General features: G+C 71.4%; 16 protein-coding genes. 3 read left to right on the top strand and 13 right to left on the bottom strand.

The window, feature by feature from the left end; all coding sequences use genetic code 11:
* The first annotated feature begins 106 nt into the window (after window positions 1-106).
* Window positions 107-1708, top strand: a complete 1602-nt coding sequence (locus tag AB0M73_RS28030; protein WP_363896279.1) for an amidase — start codon at window positions 107-109, stop codon at window positions 1706-1708.
* A gap of 13 nt (window positions 1709-1721) precedes the next feature.
* A complete protein-coding gene (locus tag AB0M73_RS28025) occupies window positions 1722-1955 on the top strand; it encodes a hypothetical protein (protein WP_363896276.1) in 234 nt (77 codons plus the stop codon).
* 54 nt (window positions 1956-2009) lie between these two features.
* On the opposite strand, the gene AB0M73_RS28020 is transcribed toward AB0M73_RS28025, so the two are convergent.
* Entirely contained in the window at window positions 2010-2933 is a 924-nt protein-coding gene (locus AB0M73_RS28020; protein WP_363896273.1) for an ornithine carbamoyltransferase, read from the bottom strand.
* 89 nt (window positions 2934-3022) lie between these two features.
* Here AB0M73_RS28020 and AB0M73_RS28015 point away from each other — a divergent pair, with 89 nt between their 5' ends.
* Window positions 3023-3250 carry a hypothetical protein gene (locus AB0M73_RS28015; RefSeq protein WP_363896270.1) on the top strand — a complete coding sequence of 76 codons (228 nt, stop codon included), beginning with the start codon at window positions 3023-3025 and terminating at the stop codon, window positions 3248-3250.
* 4 nt (window positions 3251-3254) lie between these two features.
* Here the strand turns inward: AB0M73_RS28015 and AB0M73_RS28010 are convergent, their stop codons facing one another.
* From AB0M73_RS28010 to AB0M73_RS27955, 12 genes are all read right to left on the bottom strand, one after another.
* Window positions 3255-4076 (bottom strand): ABC transporter permease, encoded by an 822-nt coding sequence (locus tag AB0M73_RS28010; RefSeq protein ID WP_363896267.1) that lies wholly within the window; start codon window positions 4074-4076, stop codon window positions 3255-3257.
* Entirely contained in the window at window positions 4073-5011 is a 939-nt protein-coding gene (locus AB0M73_RS28005) for an ATP-binding cassette domain-containing protein (RefSeq protein ID WP_363896265.1), read from the bottom strand. Before AB0M73_RS28005 ends, AB0M73_RS28010 begins: the two co-directional genes overlap by 4 nt.
* Window positions 5008-6390: a nucleotide pyrophosphatase/phosphodiesterase family protein gene (locus tag AB0M73_RS28000; protein WP_363896262.1), complete on the bottom strand. Its 1383-nt coding sequence runs from the start codon at window positions 6388-6390 to the stop codon at window positions 5008-5010. Before AB0M73_RS28000 ends, AB0M73_RS28005 begins: the two co-directional genes overlap by 4 nt.
* Window positions 6387-7535, bottom strand: a complete 1149-nt coding sequence (gene eboE / locus AB0M73_RS27995) for a metabolite traffic protein EboE (protein WP_363896259.1) — start codon at window positions 7533-7535, stop codon at window positions 6387-6389. The genes AB0M73_RS28000 and eboE overlap by 4 nt, the downstream gene beginning before the upstream one ends.
* Window positions 7536-7540: 5 nt before the next feature.
* Complete coding sequence (locus AB0M73_RS27990; protein WP_363896256.1) at window positions 7541-8395, bottom strand: TatD family hydrolase; 855 nt, start codon at window positions 8393-8395, stop codon at window positions 7541-7543.
* Between the two features lie 4 nt (window positions 8396-8399).
* Entirely contained in the window at window positions 8400-9008 is a 609-nt protein-coding gene (locus AB0M73_RS27985; protein ID WP_363896253.1) for an EboA domain-containing protein, read from the bottom strand.
* A complete protein-coding gene (locus AB0M73_RS27980; RefSeq protein ID WP_363896250.1) occupies window positions 9005-9844 on the bottom strand; it encodes a sugar phosphate isomerase/epimerase family protein in 840 nt (279 codons plus the stop codon). The genes AB0M73_RS27985 and AB0M73_RS27980 overlap by 4 nt, the downstream gene beginning before the upstream one ends.
* Window positions 9841-10740 carry an SCO3242 family prenyltransferase gene (locus AB0M73_RS27975; protein WP_363896247.1) on the bottom strand — a complete coding sequence of 300 codons (900 nt, stop codon included), beginning with the start codon at window positions 10738-10740 and terminating at the stop codon, window positions 9841-9843. The genes AB0M73_RS27980 and AB0M73_RS27975 overlap by 4 nt, the downstream gene beginning before the upstream one ends.
* The gene (locus tag AB0M73_RS27970; protein WP_363896244.1) at window positions 10710-11861 is read right to left on the bottom strand and encodes an inositol-3-phosphate synthase; all 1152 of its coding nucleotides are present in this window, start codon (window positions 11859-11861) and stop codon (window positions 10710-10712) included. Before AB0M73_RS27970 ends, AB0M73_RS27975 begins: the two co-directional genes overlap by 31 nt.
* A gap of 68 nt (window positions 11862-11929) precedes the next feature.
* The gene (locus AB0M73_RS27965; RefSeq protein WP_363896241.1) at window positions 11930-12592 is read right to left on the bottom strand and encodes a hypothetical protein; all 663 of its coding nucleotides are present in this window, start codon (window positions 12590-12592) and stop codon (window positions 11930-11932) included.
* Window positions 12593-12906: 314 nt separating this feature from the next.
* Window positions 12907-14814 (bottom strand): BTAD domain-containing putative transcriptional regulator, encoded by a 1908-nt coding sequence (locus AB0M73_RS27960; RefSeq protein ID WP_363896238.1) that lies wholly within the window; start codon window positions 14812-14814, stop codon window positions 12907-12909.
* Window positions 14815-15221: 407 nt separating this feature from the next.
* Entirely contained in the window at window positions 15222-16205 is a 984-nt protein-coding gene (locus AB0M73_RS27955; RefSeq protein ID WP_363896235.1) for a TauD/TfdA family dioxygenase, read from the bottom strand.
* Between the last annotated feature and the right edge of the window lie 208 nt (window positions 16206-16413).

Here is a 16413-nt window from a genome sequence, read left to right as displayed (position 1 = left end):
TCTGACAAGACACTGAGATTCCCCGTCGACGCTAACCAGCAGCAGTTTCGTTCGGTTATCGCAGCGTCGATAACTGAACGAAACGCGACGCGTCTACGGTCGGCACATGTCGATGCCGATCCAGGACGGTGCCTGGGAATCCACCCGCGGCCGGGCGGGCAGGCGGGCGGCGTCCACCGCGACACGTACCCGGGGCAGCGGCGCCGAGGCGGTGCCGATCCAGGAGGCGACCATCGCCGGCCTGCGGGCCGCGTTGTCGGCGGGCCGGCTGACCTCGGTCGAGCTGACCCGGTTCTACCTGAGCCGTATCGACCTGCTGAACACCGACGGTCCGCAGCTGCGGGCCGTCATCGAGACCAATCCGGACGCGCTGCGCGACGCCGCCGAGCTGGACGCCGAGCGTGAGCGTGGCCGTGTCCGTGGCCCGCTGCACGGACTGCCGTTGCTGGTGAAGGACAATCTCGACACGGTCGGCCCGCTGCACACCACCGCCGGCTCGACCGCGCTGCTGGGTTCGCGTCCCGCGCGGGACGCCACCGTGGTGACCCGGCTGCGCCAGGCCGGCGCGGTGGTGCTGGGCAAGTCGAACCTGTCCGGCTGGATCAGCGGCTCCGGCGGCCGGACCGCGCGCGGCGGCCAGTGCCGCAACCCCTACCAGCTGGACCGCTCCCCCGGCGGGTCGAGCTCCGGATCGGCGGTTGGCGTCAGCGCCAACCTGTGCGTCGCGGCGATCGGCACCGAGACCGTGGGCTCGATCCTGGATCCGGCCAGTCTCAACGGAGTCGTCGGCATCAAGCCGACGGTCGGGCTGACCAGCCGGGCCGGCATGATCCCGGGCATGCCCAGCATGGACACCGTCGGTCCGATCGGCCGGACGGTGGCCGACGCGGCCGCCCTGCTGGGTCCGCTGACCGGCGTCGACCCGCTGGACCCGGCGACGGCGGCCAGCGGCGACCACCGGTACACCGACTACACCCGGTTCCTGGACCCGAGCGGGCTGCGCGGCGCCAGGATCGGCATACCGCGCCGCGGCTACTTCGGCGAGAACAGGCACTCCGACGCGGTCGGCGAGGAGGCGATCCGGCTGCTGGCGGCCTTGGGCGCGACCGTCGTGGACGACGTCGAGCTGCCCTCGCCGGGCGACCTGGCCGACCGTTTCGACGTGCTGGGCATCGTGCAGTTCCGGGAAGCCAAGCACCACAAGAACGTCTACCTCGCACGGACGCCCGGCGAGCACCCGCGCAGCCTCACCGAGCTGATCAAGTTCAACCGCGAGCACGCGGACACCGAGCTGGTCCACTTCGGCCAGCAGGCGCTGGAGATGATCGACGCCGGCGGCGACGACCTGACCGATCCGGCGTACCTGGAGGCGCTGGCCACCATGCACCGACTGACCCGCGACGAGGGCATCGACGCCGCGCTGGGCCGACACGGGCTGGACGCGCTGATGCTGCCGTCCACGCAGCCGGCCTGGAAGATCGATCTGGTCAACGGCGACCCCGACGTCATGAGCAGCGCCCTGGTGCCCGGCCTGGCCGGCTATCCGGCCGTGTCGCTGCCGGCGGGCCGGGCGCACGGCCTGCCGGTCGGCGTCACCTTCACCGCGTCGGCCTGGTCCGAGCCGAGGCTGATCACGCTGGCCTCGGCCTTCGAGCACGCCGCGCGCGCCCGGCGGGTGCCCGGCTTCACCAGTCCCGCCGTCGGCTGACCCGGAGGACTCGATGTCGACCGCCCATCCGGACGTCCGCACGCTGCTGGCCGAGGCCCTCGAGCTGCTGCGGGCGACCGCCGACCGGTCCGATCCGCTGCAGGAAACCGTGCTGTGCCTGGTGGAGAGCTCCGAGCTGGCCGCGCGCGCCGCCGACCAGCGGGCCCTGCGCGAGGTGCTCGCGGCCACCCGCGCCGCGATGGTGACCGTCTCCTACGCGCTGGTCGAGGACCGCGACCAGCGCTGAGTCCCCGCCGCCACGTGTGGTTGTCCTCCGCCACACGTGGCCGGCTCCCCCCGGTCAGCCCCGCACGCACCACTCCAGCACGGCCATGGCGCTGTGCAGCTTGTTCTCGGCCTGGTCGAAGGCGATCGAGCGCGGGCCGTCGAGCACCTCGGCGGTGACCTCCTCGCCCCGGTGCGCCGGCAGGTCGTGCATGAACACCGCGCGCGGGCTGCTCGCCATCACCTGCGCATTGACCTGGAACGGCTCGAAGGCCTGCCGCCAGTCCGGATCCGGCTTGGCGGAACCCGTTGTCTGCCACCGGGTCGTGTACACCACGTCGAATCCGACCGGCAGGTCGGACATCTGGTGCTTCTCGTCGATCACGCCGCCGGACTGGGCCGCATAGGACTTGGCCGCCACCAGCACCTCCGGGTCCAGGCCGTAGCCCTCGGGCGTGCGCAGGTGCAGCTGGGCGCCGGCGAATCGGGTCAACGCCAGCGCCAGCGCGACCGCGGTGCTGTTGCCCTCGCCCACGTACAGCACCCGCAGCCCGTCGATCCGGCCGAAGTGCCGGGACAGCGTCGTCAGGTCGGCCAACGCCTGCGTCGGGTGCTCGTGCGCGCTCATCGCGTTCACCACGGACATCGACTCCTGCGCGGCCAACTCACGCAACTCCTCGGTGGGACCGGCGGTGCGCAGCACGAGTCCGTCCAGCATCCGCGAGAGCACCTTCCCGGTGTCCTCGACCGTCTCGCCGGTGTTGAGCTGGAGATCGCCCGGGCCGTAGCTGACCAGGCCGGCGCCCAGCCGCAGCGCCGCCGTGGAGAACGCGGTGCGGGTGCGGGTCGACGTCTTGCGGAAGTAGACGCCCAGCACCTTGTCCGCCAGCGGCTTGCCGGTCCGGCCGCCGTTGGCGAAGGCGACCCCCCGGCGCACCAGCTCGGCGAGTTCCTGATCATCCACATCGGACAGCGACACCAGGTGTCGACGGTTCCCCACTGCGCTCACCCCTCGAGTCGGTAGGAGATAACAAGACGAAAAGACGATTGGCTACGGTACGTGAGTACTCATACCTAAGGAGTGAAGCCATGCCGGACCCGGTCGTTGCCCTCATGTCGACGGCGATCGTCCTCGGTACGATCACGCTGTGGCTGTGGCTGTGGCTGCAGGCCCTGCACCGCCGCTCCGAGGCCACCCTGGCCTATCGTCGGCTGGCCGAGCAGGCCGCCGACGACCAGGCACGGATGCGCGAGCAGCTGGCCGGACTGACCGATCGGGTGGTGGCCATCCAGAACCTGTTGCTGGACGCCGAATAGCCCCTCACCCCCGCCGCCGGTACTGCCGCACCGACAGCGGGGCGAACACCACCACGAACACCGCCACCCAGGCCAGGGTGTGCAGCAGCGGCTCCATGACGGGGCCGCCGCCCAGCAGGCCCCGGCAGGTGTCCACGACCGCGGAGGTCGGGTTGAACGCGGCGAACACCCGCAGCCAGTCCGGCATCGTGTCGGTCGGCACGAACATCGAGCTGCCGAACTGCAGCGGAACCGTCCACAGGAAGCCGACCGACTGCACCGTCTGCGGGTTGCGCAGCACCAGGCCGATGTAGGCGGAGACCCAGCACAACGCGATGCCGTAGACCATCAGCACCGCCAGCGCCTCGACCAGCGCGAGGAAACCGGTCTGCACGCGGAAGCCGATGATCAGCGCGAACGCCAGCATCACCAGCTGTCCCAGCAGCATCCGGCACGAGTCGGCCGCGATCCGGCCCCACAGCATCGCCGAGCGCGCGATGGGCAGCGCGCGGAACCGGTCCATCAGGCCGTTGTCGAAGTCGAACGACAGGCCGATCCCGGTCGAGCGGGCGGCGAAGTTGGCCGTCTGCACCATGATTCCCGGGATCAGGAACTGCCGGTAGTCGCCCTGGTCGTGCGCGATGGCGCCACCGAAGACGTAGACGAAGATCAGTGTCATCGCCATCGGCATCAGGGTGGCGTCCAGCAGCTGCTCGGGATCGTTGCGCAGCTGCACCAGGTTGCGCCGGGCGATCGCCAGCGAGTGCCGCAGCGTGGCACGCAGCCCGACCCGGGACGACAGCCGCACCGGCGCCGGCCCGGGGCGCGCCTGCACGGGCGCGGTCATGACTTCCTCCGTTGGGTCAGGGTCAGGAAGACCTCGTCCAGGCTCGGCAAGTGGGTGTCGATACCCGCCACAGGCAGCTGCGAATCGCCCAACGCACGCACGGCCAGCGTGAGTTGGTCCTCGCCGTCGATCGGCAGCGCCACGACGCCGCCCTCGGCGTCGATGTTGCCCTGCGCGAGGCCGGCACGGACCAACAGCGCGGCCACCTCGGGCAGGTCGTCGGCACGGGCCGGGCGCACCTGGAGCACCTGGCCGCCGACCGCGGCCCGCAGCTGGGCCGGCGGTCCCTCGGCGATCACCCGGCCGCCGTCCATCACCACGATGTTGTCGGCCAGGGCCTCGGCTTCCTCCATGTACTGCGTGGTCAGCAGCACGGTGGCGCCGCCGGCGACCATCGACCGGACCTCGTCCCACAACCCGTTGCGGCTGCGTGGATCCAGGCCGGTGGTCGGCTCGTCCAGGTACAGCACCCGTGGCTGGCCGACCAGGCTCGCGGCCAGGTCCAGCCGGCGGCGCATGCCGCCCGAGTAGGTGCGCACCGGTCGCCCGCCCGCCTCGACGAGGTCGAACCGTTCCAGCAGCTGGTCGCATCGGGCCCGCGCGTCGCGGCGGGACAGGTCGACCAGCCGCCCGATCAGGTACAGGTTCTCCCAGCCGGAGATGCCCTCGTCCACGGTGGCGTACTGACCGGTGAGCCCGATCAGCCGGCGCACCTGCTGGGGCTGCTCGACCACGTCGTGGCCGTGCACGCTGGCCCGTCCGCCGTCCGGTCGGATCAGCGTCGCCAGCATGCGGACGATCGTGGTCTTGCCGGCGCCGTTGGGCCCCAGCAGTCCCAGCACGGTGCCGGCCGGCACCGCCAGATCGACCCCGTCGACCGCCCGGGTGTCGCGAAAACTCTTGACCAGGCCTTCCGCCAGCAGGGCCGGTGTCACCCGCGGTTCCCCTCCCCTAGTGCCAATTCCAACAGCAGTTGCTTGACCTCGGTCGCGGCCAGTCGCTCGCGTGCGGCGCCGCCGGCGTCGCAGACCAGCACCGGGCCGTCGGCCGGGTCGTCGGGCAGCCGCCCATGACTGCCGCGTACCCGGGACGGGTCCAGCGGCACCACCCTCATCTGATAGCGCAGACCAATCTTCTTGCGGGCCAACGTCATCGCGGCCCGCACCCGCACGAGCGGATCGGTGTGGTCGTAGAGCAGCTCGGCCGGGTCGTAGCCGGGCTTGCGGTGGATCTCCACCGAGCGCGCGAAATCCGGCGCGTTCCGGTCGTCCAGCCAGTAGTAGTAGGTGAACCAGGACCGCCGGTCGGCGACGGCGACCAGGTCGCCGGCCCGCTCGTGATCCAGGCCGGCGCTCTTCTTGCCGACCTCGTCCAGCACCTCGTCGACGCCGTCCAGCCGCGCGATCAGCTCCGCCACCGTGTCGCGGTCGGCCGGATCGCGGACGTAGACGTGCGCGACCTGGTGATCGGCCACGGCGAAGGCCCGCGACGTCCATGGATCCAGGTACTCCATGCCGTCCTGGGTGTGCACCGACAACAGGCCCTCGCGGCGCAGCAGCCGGTTGATGTCCACCGGACGGTCCACCGGCGTGATGCCGTACTCGCTGAGCGCGACCACGGTCGCGCCGGCGGCCGACGCGTCGGCCAGCAGCGGCGCCAGTTCGCGGTCCAGTTCCCGCGCCGCGAGGACGGCCTCGGAGCCGTGCGGGCCGTACCGCTGCAGGTCGTAGTCCAGGTGTGGCACGTAGACCAGGGTCAGGTCCGGCCGCTGCGCGGCGAAGACGTGCCGGGCCGCGTCGATGATCCACTTGGTGGACTCGATCGACGCGGTCGGTCCCCAGTAGCGGAACAGCGGGAACGGTCCGAACCTGGCCGTCAGCTCGTCATGCAGCGAGGGCGGCCAGGTGTAGCAGTCCTGTTCCTTGCGCCCGTCGGCGTAGTAGATCGGCCGGGGTGTCACGGTCCAATCGACGTCCGCGCCCATCGCGTACCACCAGCAGATGTTCGCCACGGTGTAGTCCGGCTTGTGCCGCCGGGCCGCGTCCCACAGCTTGTCCCCGCCCACCAGCGCGTTGTGCTGCCGCCACAGCAGCACCTCGCCCAGGTCCCGGAAGTACCAGCCGTTTCCGACGACGCCGTGCCCGGCGGGCTCGACCCCGGTCAGGAAGGTGGACTGCGCCGAGCAGGTGACCGCCGGCAGCACCGTCCCCAGCTCGGCGCTGAATCCCCTGTCCGCCAAGGCTCGCAGGTTCGGCATGTGCGCCAGCAGCCGTGGTGTCAGCCCGACCACGTCGAGCACGACCATCCTGTTCATGACGCCACCTCCTCCTTGAGCCCCGAGGCCAGCAGCGCGTCCCGCGCCCAGCTCAGCTCGCTCGCGATGCCGTCGACGATGCCGATGCCCGAGTCCGGCAGCACCGACCAGGTGTACGTCTCGACCTCGACGTGGTCGCAGCGGGCGCTCGGACCCGAGAACAGAGCGTCCAATGTGGACACCAGATGGTCGCGGGTTGTGTGCAGCGGCGGGCGGGCATCGGCGTGCAGCGGAACGTGGTAGTGCACCCGCCACGGACCCTGGGCCGGGAGCTCGCAGGCCGGCAGGTCGTCGGCGCTGTGCACCCGGCCGCCAGAGAACTCCTTGGCCTGGTGGAGAAACCGCGGCTCGGTGAACCGCGCCAGCTCGGCCCGGGTCACCGGATCGGCGGGTCGGTCGGCCTGCAACGCGCACGACGCCTGCACCTTGACGATCGGCACCCCGGCCGCGGCCAGACCGGCCAGTGCCGCGGCCGGGTCCTCCCACGCCACGGCGAGGTGACAGGTGTCCAGGCACAGCCCGATCCAGGAGCTGTCCAAGCCGGCCAGGAACTCCGCGGCCACGGCGGTGTGCTCCAGCACGCAGCCCGGCTCGGGCTCCATGCCGACCCGAACCGGCCGGCCGGTGTCGTCGGCGACGGCGGCCAGTTCGGCGGCGAGTCGGTCCAACACGCGGCGGGCCTGGGTGGCGTGTGCGAGCGACCAGGGGTGGCGCCACGCCAGCGGCAGCGTCGACACGCTCCCGCGCACAGCGTCGTCCGGCAGCAGCGCGGCCAGCACACGAGCGCAGTCCACGGTGTAGCGCAGCCGTGCCTCGTCGAGCCAGTCCGGCAGGTACACGGCCTTCTTGACGACCTCGTCGTGGAAACCCTGGTACGGGAAGGCGTTGAGCGTCACGACTTCCAGGCCACGGGCGGACAGCTCCGACCGCAGCCGCCGCACGGCGGCCGGGTCGGCGGACAGCTCGGTGACGACGTCGCGAGCCAGCCAGAGACCGAGGCCCAGCCGGTCGACACCCAGTGTCCGCCGGATCGGCTCGCCGTAGCCGGCCAGCTGCGACAGCACGCCGTCGAGATCCTCGGCCGCATGGACGTTCGTGCAGTAGCCGAGGTGGACGACCGTGCCGTCGGGGTGCCGCATGCGCATGGCGACTACTCCCCGCCGCGCTTGACCGAGCTGCCCGCGAAGGTCGCCGCCGGGTCGAGGTCCACATCGGAGAGCTCGAGCCGGCCGCTCTGCCCGTAGAACCGCACCGGGTTGGCCCACAGCACCTGGTCCACGTCCTGTTCGGTGAATCCGTCGGCGAGCATGGCGTCGCCGGTCCGGCGCGTCTTGAGGGGGTCGCTGCGGCCCCAGTCGGCCGCGGAGTTGACCAGCATCCGGTCGGTGCCGTGCTCGCGCAGCACGCGGACCATCCGCTCCTCGGACATCTTGGTGTTCGGGTAGATGGAGAAGCCCATCCAGCAGCCGCTGTCGGCGACCAGGCCGACGGTCACCTCGTTGAGGTGGTCCACCACGACGCGCTCGGGCGCGATGCCCGACTCGCGCACCACGTCCAGCGTCCGGCGGGTGCCCTGGGCCTTGTCCCGGTGCGGGGTGTGCACGAGCACCGGCAGGTCGTGCTCGACGGCCAGCTCCAGCTGCCGGGAGAACACCTCGTGCTCCACCGGGGTCATCGAGTCGAAGCCGACCTCGCCGACCGCGACCACCCGGTCCTTGACCAGGTAGCGCGGCAGCTCGTCGAGCACGCCGAGCAGCCGGGGGTCGTTGGCCTCCTTGGGGTTGAGCGCCATCGTGCAGTGGTGCTGGATGCCGAACTGAGCCGCCCGGTAGGACTCCCAGCCCAGCAGGCTGTCGAAGTAGTCGACGAAGGTGGCCACGCTGGTGCGCGGCTGGCCCAGCCAGAACGCGGGCTCCACCACGGCGCGCACGCCGGCCGCGTGCATGGCCTCGTAGTCGTCGGTCGTCCTGGAGGTCATGTGGATGTGCGGGTCGAAGATGCGCATCGGCTCAGTCCTGCCTGCTGCTGGAGTGGCTTTCGAGGATCGGCCACACGTCGACGGGGACGTCGCGGCCGGCGGCGGTCCGCTCGTGGGCGAAGTCCGCGAGCATCCGGGCCAGTTCCCCGTCCGCGCGGCCGGCGACGCCGGCCACGTCGGCCAGCGGGATCCCGGTGAACACGCACTTGAGGACGGCCTGCCGGTAGCCGTCGGCGTCCAGGTGCAGCGCCGCGTACTCCCCCAGCGCCGCGCTGATCAGCCGGGAGTCGTTGGTGGCGACCGCGTCGCGCACCAGCGGCAGAGCCAGGTCGCCGAGCCGCGGTTCCAGGTCGGCCAGCCCGCGCAGCACGCCACGCCGCTCGGCCGCGTCGCCGGACCGGTACAGCGCGGTCAGCTCGTCGGCCAGCCGCTGTCCCTGGTACGGCAACGACGTGAGCAGCAGGACGCGGACCGCGTCGTCCACGGTCCACCTCGACTCGTCCGGCAGCGGGCCGCGCCCGCAGTGGCGTCCGACAACCGGGAAGAGCAGGCGGATCGCGGCGGGATCGGCCCGAACCCGCGCCAGCGCCTCGTCCACCCAGTCGATGGCGGGCAGCAGCGCCCGCAGGTCGGTGCTCATCGTCCTCCGCTCGCGGATCGCAGGAACGCCAACGACCGCCGCGCCACCGCCGGGGCGGCGTGGCTGTGCCTGGGCAGTTCGACGGCGACCAGCCCGCGGTAGCCGCATTCGTCCAGCGCGGACAGCACCGGCGGGAAGTCGATCTCGCCCTCGCCGAACTCCAGGTGCTCGTGCACGCCGAGGCGCATGTCGTCGATCTGCACGTTGACCAGTCGCGACGCCGCCCGGCGCACGCAGTCGGGCACCGACTGGGGTTCCAGGCACCGGCAGTGGCCGATGTCCAGGGTCAGCCCGAACGCCGCCGGCATGCCGAGTCGGGCGCACAGTTCGTCGTACCGGTCCAGGTTGTCGACGAACATCCCGGGCTCAGGCTCGAAACCGAGTGCGACGCCGTGTTCCTCGGCCGCCGCGACCACTTTCGCGCAGCCTTCGGTGAGCCGGTCCCAGGCGAGCTCGCCCTCGACGCCCGGTTCGGCCGTGCCGCTCCAGAACGACATCGCCTCGGCTCCGAGCCCGGCGGCGATCCGCACCGCGCGTACCAGCAGGTCCACCCGAAGCTCCGCGCCCTCAACGGAAAGCAGCGTCGGCGAGTGCTTGCGCCACGGATCGAGCAGGTACCGCGCGCCCGTCTCGACCACCACGCCGAGGCCGAGGTCGGCCAGCCGGCGCGACAGCGCGGCCACCTGCCGTTCGATGTCGTCGGCGAACGGGTCGAGGTGGCAGTGATCCAGCGTCAGCGCGACGCCCTGGTATCCGAGCCCGGCGATCACCGACAGCGCGTCGTCCAGCCGGTGGTTGCCGAAACCGTTGGTGCCGAAGCCGAATCGGACGGTCATGTCGCCGACACCTTCCTTCCCAGCAGCCGGGCCAGCGGGAACGCGGCGGCCACCGGCAGCGCGGCGCGCGGCGAGCCCGCGGTCGCGGTCAGCGCCGCCTGCAACGGCACCATGCCGTGGATGCCAGCACTCACCGCACGTCGCACGTTGCCCGCCGACGGATCCTGTTTGGCCGCCCACTGCGCGCGGCCGTAACCCGACAGGTACAGGCCGGCGAACGCGGCGCCGGACAGCCGGTCCTTCCAGGACGCGTGCCGCCGGGCCAGCACCGATGCGGCGCCGATGAGTCCGCTGCCGGCCAGCGTCGCCGCCGGCACGGACGCGGGTGCGCCGCTCACCTCGTGCCGGCTGAGCGCGGTGACCGTGTAGGTGTGCAGTCCGACCGTCAGCGCCGGCACCGCGGCGGCCCGCAGCCGGCCCGATCCGGCGCCCATCAACACGTCCAGCGTCCGCGCCGCGGCCATCGCGGCCGGTCCCAGCGGAGTCGACTTGAGCTTGAGGTCGTAGGCCCAGACCGTCGCGGCCAATGGCAGCGCGATCGCCAATGCCCTTGTGCCGCCGGACAATCCGGCCAGGCCGAGCCCGGCGGCGGTCAGGCCGGTGGCCAATCCCAGCGCGAAGCCGGGGGTGACCCGGCCGGAGGGAATCGGCCGCTCGGGGCGTTCCACCGCGTCCAGCTCGCGGTCGGCGTAGTCGTTGAGCGCCATGCCGGCCCAGTACAGGCACATCGACGACACGGCGAGGCCGGCGGTGCCGGCGCGGAAGGGCCAGCCGGCCGCGGCGGCCCCCGCGACGACGTCGCCGGGGACGCTCAGCGCGGCCGGCGCCCGCAGCAACTGGACGATGTCGCCCGCCCCGGGCGGAGTCACGGCCGGGCCGCCAGGTCCTGTGCCCATCGCCGCAGCGTGGTGAACTGCTCGGACAGGCCGTGCTCGGTGCTGTCCACCGGGTCCTTGAAGAAGAAGCCGAGCTCGGGCAGCGACCCGCTCCGGCCGGCGCGCAGCGCCGCGGCCGCGAACCGGGCCAGGTCCAGCACCAGCGGCGCGGCCAGCGCGGAATCGCAGCCCTGCCAGGTGAACTGCATGGTCATCCGGACCCCGAGGAAGCCGTCGAAGGCGATGTGGTCCCAGGCGGTCTTCCAGTCGCCGAGCTCCTGCACGTTGTGGATGTGCACGTCGCCGTCGACGGGATAGCCGAGGCTCTCGCCGAGCACCCGCTGCTTGGAGTCGATCTTGCTGGCGGCCGTGACCGGATCGGCCAGCGTCGCGCCGTCGCCGCCGCCGAGCAGATTCGTGCCCGACCACGCCCGCACCCGCAGCGCGCGGCTGGTGAACATCGGCGCCAGCACCGACTTGACCAGCGTCTCGCCGGTCTTGCCGTCGCTGCCCGCGTACGGCAGGCCCTCGGCGCGGGCCAGCTCGTCCAGCGCCGGCAGCCGGGCGCCGGTGGACGGGGTGAAGTCGACGAACGCACAGCCGGCGCGGAAGGCGGCGTAGGCGTAGGCGGAGCTGGTCGGCAGCACGGTCCGGCCGGCGGCCAGTGCGGCGTCCAGTTCGGACAGTGCGGCGTGCGCCGGATCCGGCGTGACCGGCGGCTCGGTCGACGAGACGTTCACGACGACCACCTGCGCGAGGTCGTGCCTGCGCCGGAAATCCGTGAGATCGGCGACCAGCGCCCGGATCGCGTCCGCCTGGGTGCGGCCGTCGCCGGGGCCGGCCCCGGGCCGGATCCGCTCGTCGGCGGCCAGCAGGTCCGCCCGCACCGGCTCGACCAGCCCCGCCGGCAGCACGCCCGCCTGCGCCAGCTGCTCGGCCCGCTTGACCAGGCCGGTCTCCACGACGTCGTGTCCGCCGAAGACCAGCTCGCCGAAGGCGGCGAGGCCGAGCCGCCGGAACGGCTCCAGCTCGGTGACACACCCCGTCGGCGCGGTCAGTCCGGCGCTGATCGCGGCGGCGCCGGTGATCGCCGTGGTGGCAACCGATCCGCGGGCGCCGACAAGCCACACACCTGTACGCATCGTGCTGGAGTCCCCTCATCTCGGCTGCCGGGCGTGCGGACCACCCGTACGCCCGGCGTCCCGCCAGGTCAGGAAATGCCCTTCGGGTACGGACTCGAGTCGAAGGCGTCGTCGATCTGGGCGAGCGACATCGTCGCCCACCGAGCCTCGATCTTGAGCCGCAGCAGCGGGTCCATGGCCGGGTTGGTGTCGCAGTCGGCCTTCGGCTTCATCCGGGACTGCGTCTCCCACGCGATGCCGTTGCAGCGGATGAGCTCGGTCCAGCGCACGGGCTGGATGCCCAGCAGCACGGTGGCCCGCATGATGCAGTGCCAGGCGTGGTAGTTCGTCGGCGGCGCGGTGCCCTTCTTGCTGTAGTCCATGATGTGGTTCTTGTGGCCCACCGGCATGCGCGGGTCGTAGAGCGTGCCCTCGCCGAAGTAGAAGAACGCCTGCGCGATGCCGACCGGGTTGTCCTTGTAGAACTGGTCGTGCACGGCCAGCTGCAGCCCCGTCAGGTACGCGAAGGCGTCCTTGGCCGGCGCGAACTGCTGGGTGTAGCCGTCGGGATACGTGCCGGCGGCGCGGTGCTTCTGGTACTCGGGGTAGAGCGCCTCGACCGAGCCGTATGAGGTGCAGGCGCCGATGGCGTCGTACGCGGCCTCGATCTGGTCGTTGTCGTTGTAGTTGAAACGATCCTCGTAGGCGTACCAGAGCTCGTTCGCTCTCCGGTCGCCCTTCATTCCGGGCACGACAGGGAATCCCGATTGGTCACGGCCCTGCGAATTGGACGTCGCCGCATTCGCGGGGAGCGCGCCGGCCAAGCCGACGCCCGCGACGCCGGCCGCCACCAAAGCACCCTTCAGCACTTTCCTTCGGTGTAACTCCTCGGACACCACAGACCTCCTGGTCTCACGACGCAGTTAATTACCTGCACCCCGTAGGAGAAACCCTAGTCGTGAGCTTTTTCACGTCGTTATCAATGCTGTTTTCGCGGGAAAAACGCACACGACAGCGCTCCGTACCCCCGACCAGGTGCGGGTACGGAGCGCTGTGGCGGTCGAACTCAGGACGCGGCCCGCACCGGGCTCTGCTCCTGGTGGTTGAGTGCCAGCCAGCTGGCGAGCACCCGCTCGTGCGCGGCCTGCCGCTCCTGCTCGCTGTCCGTGGCCCGCACCAGCTCGCCGGCGTAGAGCCGCAGCAACTCGGTCAGCCGGTAGCGGACCTGAGTGCCGTCCCGTCCGGCGACCTCCAGCAGGTGGGCGTCGACCAGCTGCTCGAGCAGCCCCTCGGCGTCCATCTCGTCGACGCCCAGCAGGGCGCAGCCGGCCCAGACCGCGAACTCCGAGACGTCGAGCAGGGCCAGCCGCCGGAACATCGCCGCCGCGCCGGCCGGCAGGTTTCGGTAGCTCAGAGCGAAGCTGGCCCGCAGCTGGAGCTCGCCCCTGGACAGCTCGTCCAGCCGGCGCTGCGGGTTGACCAGCCGGCCGGCCAGCGTCCGAACCGTCCAGTGCCGCTTGGCCCGCAGCATGGACGCGCTGATCCGCAGCGCCAGCGGCAGCCCGTCGCAGAGCTGGGCCACCTCGGCGCAGGCGGCCGGGTCGGCCGGAATCCGGTCGTCGCCGACCAGCCGGCCCAGCATCTGGGCGGCCTCGTCGCCGGCCAGCCGGCCCAGCGGGATCGTGGTGGTTCCCACGGCCAGCTCATCCAACTGCGCCCTGCTGGTCACCACCACGCAGCAGCCACGGCCGCCGGGCAGCAGCGGTCGGATCTGCGCGAAGCTCTCGGCGTTGTCCAGCACAATCAGCGCTCGACGGCCCTCCAGCACGCTGCGGTACAGCGCCGAGCACTCGTTCAGGTCGGCGGGGATACGGTCGGCCGGCACCCCGAGCGCTCGCAGGAAACTGCCCAACAGGGCCTGCGGCGCCGCCGGCTGGTGGACGCCGTCGGCCCCGTGCAGGTCGGCGTAGAGCTGGCCGTCGGGGAAGTGGTCGGCGACCCGGTGCGCCCAGTGCAGCGCCAGCGCCGTCTTGCCGACGCCGGCTCCGCCGGTGACGAACGCGAACGCCGGCGGCCAGCCGTCCGGCCGATGGTGGAGCATCCGGTCCAGCATGGACAGTTCGTCGTGGCGCCCGGTGAACTCGACGGCGCCGGCGGGCAGCTGCAGCGGCGTGACCGGTATGTCCCGCACCGGCGACACCGGCGCCGGCGAGGCCAGTGCCGGGTCGTCCTGGAGGATCGCCTGCTGGAGCTGGCGCAACGCGGGGCCGGGCTCCAGACCGAACTCCTCGATCGAGTGCCGGCGCCCGTTGTGGAAGGTCTGCAACGACTCCGCCCGCCGGCCGGAGCGGTACTCGGCCAGCATCAGCTGGCCACGGGTCTGTTCCCGCAACGGGTACTCCTGCACCAGCGCGGTCAGCTCGCCGATCAGCGTCTCGTGCTGGCCCAACTGGAGCTTGAGCGCGGCCCGGCGCTCGTACGCGGTCAGCCGCCGCTCCAGGATCCGCGCCGCTTCGGCCTCGACCAGGTGACCGCACACGCCCGACAGCGCGGGACCTCGCCACAGCGCCAGCGCGTCGCTGAGCAGGTCGGACGCGTCGGCGATCCGCCCCTGCGCGGTGGCCTGCTCGCCGTCGACCATGAGCTGGTTGAACTCGACCAGGTCCACCCGGTGACCGGCGGACAGCAGCATGTATCCCGGCGACGAGGTGATGATCACGTCGTCGGAGCAGCCCGCCGACTTGAAGTTCTTGCGAAGAGTCGCGATGCAGATGGCCACCTGGGTGCGTCCGGTGGCCGGTGGCTGGCCGTTCCACACCGCCTCGATCAGGCTGTCCACCGCCACCACGCGGTCGGCTGCGAGCAGCAGCATCGCGAGAATCGTGCGCTGTCGCGGCCCACCCACCGCGATGCGTTGTCCGGCCGCGTACACCTCGAGCGGCCCGAGTACACGGAAATCCAATGAGATTCCCATGCTCCCCCTCCCCAGAATTCTATTGTCTGACACCACAGCCCAGCGCGGCGGCACTTACCCCGCCCACGCTCCCCCCGATCCGGTCACATTTCCCCCTGGTCGCCGTCCCCCGACGATCAGAATATTTCCGGATGGTTTCGGTTGGTTGACAAATTACAACCCCCAGCGCCAGACTCCCCCAGCCACTCCCGGGTCGCATCGGCCGAACGGAGTAACACCCGACTGCGGACCGTGACTATTCCCAGGTCGATCTCGAGCACTACTCCCCTTATCACGTATCGACGCACACACGGCGCCAAAAGTCCCACACACCCGAAAAGAGTCACGGGCCGCGGAAAGAACCATCAGGTTGCGGAAGTATCCGGACCGTAAAAGAGTCACGGCCACTTCGACCGGCGACCACCCCTTCAGTCGATGACGTAGCCGTCGCCGGGTCGCTGGTCCCGTGAGCGACGGAGGTCGCGCAGCACGAACGTGCGCTGCAGCCACCGGTCGCGGCCGTCGTAGCGGGGCTGGAAGGCGGTGCGGCCGTGCACGGTGACCCTGTTGTCCACGATGGCGAGATCACCGGGCGAGAGCACCAACGTGCGGCCCACCGTGGCGAACACCTCCTGCAACTCGACCAGCGCGCCCTCGGCCCTCGGCGTGAGCCCGGTCGTCGCGGCGAGGTCGACCTTGAGGTCGGGGTCCTCCCAGGCGCCGGTCAGCACGGCGTGCGGTTCGCCGCCGCCGGCCACCGCCCCGAAGGATGGCGGCGGCTGGGTGGCGAACTCGGGCGCCGACAGCGCGGCCCGTCCCTGGTCGCTCAGCAGCGGAAGTGCCTGGCGGACGCAGGCGGTGCGCAGGCCGGCGATGCCGTCGTGATCGGCACGCAGGCACAGCAGCATGACGTAGTCGGGCCGGTAGATGTGAAAGGCGTTCTCGTTGTGCCATTCCAGCAGCACCGAGCCGGCGTTGCCCTGGAACTGCTCCTTGCCCGGAACCGGGACCACGTCCTGCACGAGGGCGCCGGTCTTCTCGGCCCGGAAGGCGACCGGGTCGCCCAGCCCACAGGCGGCGAGCATCAGGATCGCGGCCGCGGCCGTGGTCGTGCGCTGCACCGAGCCCTCCACCAGCGGGGTCGCCGGCACGTTCTCCTCATCGATCGGCAGCCCGCGCAGCAGCAGCGCGCCCTGCGGCCCGGAATCGCGACGGAACTCCGCGAGAACGCCCCGCATCGCCGCCGGCGCCGAGTGCCACGCCCGCCGGGCCGCCGCCACCCACGACGCCTCGTCGATCAGGCCCGGTTCGGCCGCCGCCAGCTTGCCCGCGACCTCCGCCAGCACCTCGCAGTCGCCGGGGTCCAACCGCGCGATCGAGGAGTCCGTCACCGACCGGGAGCCCACCGACATCACTCACCATCTCCCTCAAACGCCCGTTTCCAGCCACCGCTGGCGCGGCCGATTCGAAGGTAGTCAGGCGGGTTTTCTCCTTGTTATCGATCTCTTTTCCGGATGAGCACTGGTCATGAACGGTCCCCGAAACCCTCTCCCGCCGGGACGTCGAATCCGGGCTCGCCTCGCCGACACGCGAGCGAGGCGAGCGCGGAGCATCGTGAAC

The sequence above is a fragment of the Kutzneria sp. NPDC051319 genome, from assembly GCF_040682195.1.
Taxonomy (GTDB): domain Bacteria; phylum Actinomycetota; class Actinomycetes; order Mycobacteriales; family Pseudonocardiaceae; genus Kutzneria.
Note: the sequence above shows the minus strand (reverse complement) of the source record. Positions and strands in the feature narration are given on the sequence as shown.

Coding starts and splice junctions, on each gene's coding strand:
- AB0M73_RS28030 (WP_363896279.1), top strand. CDS start 107: ATGTCGATGCCGATCCAGGACGGTGCCTGGGAATCCACCCGCGGCCGG.
- AB0M73_RS28025 (WP_363896276.1), top strand. CDS start 1,722: ATGTCGACCGCCCATCCGGACGTCCGCACGCTGCTGGCCGAGGCCCTC.
- AB0M73_RS28015 (WP_363896270.1), top strand. CDS start 3,023: ATGCCGGACCCGGTCGTTGCCCTCATGTCGACGGCGATCGTCCTCGGT.
- AB0M73_RS28010 (WP_363896267.1), bottom strand. CDS start 4,076: ATGACCGCGCCCGTGCAGGCGCGCCCCGGGCCGGCGCCGGTGCGGCTG.
- AB0M73_RS28000 (WP_363896262.1), bottom strand. CDS start 6,390: ATGAACAGGATGGTCGTGCTCGACGTGGTCGGGCTGACACCACGGCTG.
- eboE (WP_363896259.1), bottom strand. CDS start 7,535: ATGCGCATGCGGCACCCCGACGGCACGGTCGTCCACCTCGGCTACTGC.
- AB0M73_RS27990 (WP_363896256.1), bottom strand. CDS start 8,395: ATGCGCATCTTCGACCCGCACATCCACATGACCTCCAGGACGACCGAC.
- AB0M73_RS27985 (WP_363896253.1), bottom strand. CDS start 9,008: ATGAGCACCGACCTGCGGGCGCTGCTGCCCGCCATCGACTGGGTGGAC.
- AB0M73_RS27980 (WP_363896250.1), bottom strand. CDS start 9,844: ATGACCGTCCGATTCGGCTTCGGCACCAACGGTTTCGGCAACCACCGG.
- AB0M73_RS27975 (WP_363896247.1), bottom strand. CDS start 10,740: ATGGGCACAGGACCTGGCGGCCCGGCCGTGACTCCGCCCGGGGCGGGC.
- AB0M73_RS27970 (WP_363896244.1), bottom strand. CDS start 11,861: ATGCGTACAGGTGTGTGGCTTGTCGGCGCCCGCGGATCGGTTGCCACC.
- AB0M73_RS27960 (WP_363896238.1), bottom strand. CDS start 14,814: ATGGGAATCTCATTGGATTTCCGTGTACTCGGGCCGCTCGAGGTGTAC.
- AB0M73_RS27955 (WP_363896235.1), bottom strand. CDS start 16,205: ATGTCGGTGGGCTCCCGGTCGGTGACGGACTCCTCGATCGCGCGGTTG.